This window comes from Pseudobacter sp. (assembly GCF_051955275.1).
GTDB lineage: Bacteria > Bacteroidota > Bacteroidia > Chitinophagales > Chitinophagaceae > Pseudobacter.
The window spans coordinates 1-2577 of sequence record NZ_JBQCGW010000153.1 but is presented as its reverse complement, the minus strand read 5'-3'; the positions used below and the strand labels follow the sequence as shown (position 1 = coordinate 2577).

Genomic DNA, 2577 nt, shown 5'->3' with positions numbered 1-2577 from the left:
GGTTGTCCGGCAATGGTAGTGTCAAGGGCAAAATCCCAGCGATCCATCAGTGTAAGCTTATGACGGTCGATTACACGCCAGTCAACAAAAAAACTGCGCTTGTATTTGTAGGCAAAGCTGTCGGCGAAATTGGTGGCCCCGAAATTGCCTGTTTCATTGCGGCGGAAACGTAGCTGGATTTCCCAGCGCGGCATGTCTGCATATACCAGGAGCTCCGGACTGGGAACTACCAGTGTAGCACCGGTGCCGATCACCAGGATCACCCCTTCTGATTTTGCTGCTATCTCCTGCTGCATGACAGTAAGGAGCGTTGTATCGAAGAACTGATTCAGAGATAACGGCGACATATATCCGAAAACAGGATCATCCGTTACAAAGGGGTATACCATCTCGTTGATGGCCTGCTCTGATAACAGAGCATTGGAAGTCTCAAAGATCAGGGCTGTTGGGAATCCTTTACGCAGCTGGGCTACCAGCTCTGTAAGTTGAACACCATGATAACATTCTACAGCCACAACTGTACGCTTCTTTCCGTCAGCAGCAACCTGCTGCTCTATGGCTGAGACTATGGAAGTCCAGCCACTCCATCCTTCAAATCCATCCATTTTGATGGCAGGGTACTTGTCAAAATTTGAAATTTCCAATACTCGGTCTTTAATTGTGAAACAATATCTTGATTCGTCTTTTACTTAGTAACCGTTCGAGGGCAGATTGGTATTCAGTTCCCTTTCTCTCAGCGGAATGGGGAACAGGTAATTCCTGGCGGCAGGCACCACGCCAGGCTTGGCCTGCGGAACCAGTGTTTCCAGTGTATTGGTGCGAGCCAGATCGAACCAGCGATGACCTTCAACGGCCAGCTCCAGCCTTCTCTCTTTCAGCACGGCAGCACGGAAAGCATCTTTCCCCAGTCCTGAATAATCTGGCACTGTATTGCGATATACAGTTCCATCGAAACGTGCACGCTTACGAACTTTATTGATATACTCATGTGCGATCAGCGGCTGATCATCTTCATTCATGGCTTCAGCATACATCAGCAGTACATCGGAGTAGCGGATCACAGGGAAATCCTGTGAGCTTTCGTTGCCCTTGGGTTCTGCAACCCTGTCCCAGTATTTCTGAATATAAGGACGGATTGTAACGGGAGAGCCATCTGTTTTTGTAAAGCTGGTGATGAAGGTCACGGCCCTGCGCTGGTCTTCCGCATCATAGGAGTCGTACAACTGCTGTGTGGGGATCTGCCATCCCTGCGCATTCACCACACCTGCATCGGACAACTGCGGAGGCAGGAGGCGGACCAGGAACTGCCCAACTTCCCAGAAAATGATAGCGCCGCCTTTATCTCCGAAACCTACGGAGAAAACGGCTTCTTTACCACCGCGGTTGGCGAGTTTGAAGGCATCGGCATAATTGTCCCACAGATCATATTCTTTTGAGTCGATCACCACTTTGGCTTTTGCAGCAGCCTGTTTCCAGTTCTTTTCAGTAAGGTATACTTTGGCATTGAGCGCATAAGCAGCGCCTTTGGTGGCCCGGCCACGTCCAACGCCGGGTGCATAGTTCAGGGCAAGGTCTGCCTCAGCAGCTTCCAGGTCTGTATGGATCTGCGCATAGATGGCAGCCACTTCAGCAACTTCCGGACGAAGCGGCTCTGACTCTTTCAGCAACAGCGGGATCTTTCCGAACATACGCACCATATTGAAATACATGAGTGCACGCAGGAATTTTGCTTCTCCCACCAGGCGGCTGCGCAGCGTGGTGTTCATCTCGATGAGCGGGATGCGCTCGATAGCGATATTGGCCAGCGTGATGGTCTTGTAATGCATCTGCCAGATCTCCAGCAAGCCTGCATTCTGCGGACCATAGGTGAATGTACCCAGCTGATCGAACTGTGGTGCTCCCAGCTGGTTGTTCACCAGTTCGTCGGAAGCCAGTCCCGCCGCCACCCAGAATGTACTGTGGTACACACCTGCCGTGGATCCCGTACTGATAGAGTTCAGGTAGGCATAGATGGCGTTCACGGCAGATACGGCATCCTGTTCTGTTTTATAATAGTTGTTGATGTTCACAACATGTTTGGGATTCTCTTCCAGGAATTTGGAGCAGGAACCCAGGCCCAGCACAGTGCCGAGCAATATGGTAAGTGTTATCTTTCTTGTTTTCATTTGACAGCAGTTTTCTTTTTTAGAGACCGAGATTGATTCCGAACAGGAATGTTCTTGACTGGGGATAACCACCACGGTCGATGCCGAATATCGTTGTGTTTTGACCGAATGCATTGGCTTCGGGATCAGCACCGGAATAATCGGTGATGGTGAAGAGGTTGGTAGCGCTTGCATAGAGACGCAGCCTTTTCACGCTGATCTTCTTCAGTAACCTGTTGCTGAAATCATAACTGAGCTGGATATTCTTGAGACGGATATACGAAGCATCTTCAATGATGTTTGAAGTGATCAGGCCGTTATCAAGACTACCAGCCGCCAGTGCACGTGGATATTTGTTGCTGGGATTGGTGGGTGTCCACCTGTTCAGTCCTGCTTCTGCCAGCACATTGGTCTGACCGTTGAAATTGAGCAG

The 2577-nt window shown here is 50.1% G+C and carries 2 protein-coding genes and 1 pseudogene; all 3 read right to left on the bottom strand.

Annotated elements, in window-relative coordinates:
- Positions 1-644: hypothetical protein (locus ACTHMC_RS13090; protein WP_440413607.1), on the bottom strand; the 644-nt coding region annotated here is incomplete at its 3' end.
- A 45-nt stretch (positions 645-689) separates the two neighbouring features.
- A complete protein-coding gene (locus ACTHMC_RS13085) occupies positions 690-2165 on the bottom strand; it encodes a RagB/SusD family nutrient uptake outer membrane protein (RefSeq protein WP_440413605.1) in 1476 nt (491 codons plus the stop codon).
- Positions 2166-2184: 19 nt separating this feature from the next.
- Positions 2185-2577 (bottom strand): annotated as a pseudogene (locus ACTHMC_RS13080) (SusC/RagA family TonB-linked outer membrane protein); the annotation flags it as partial.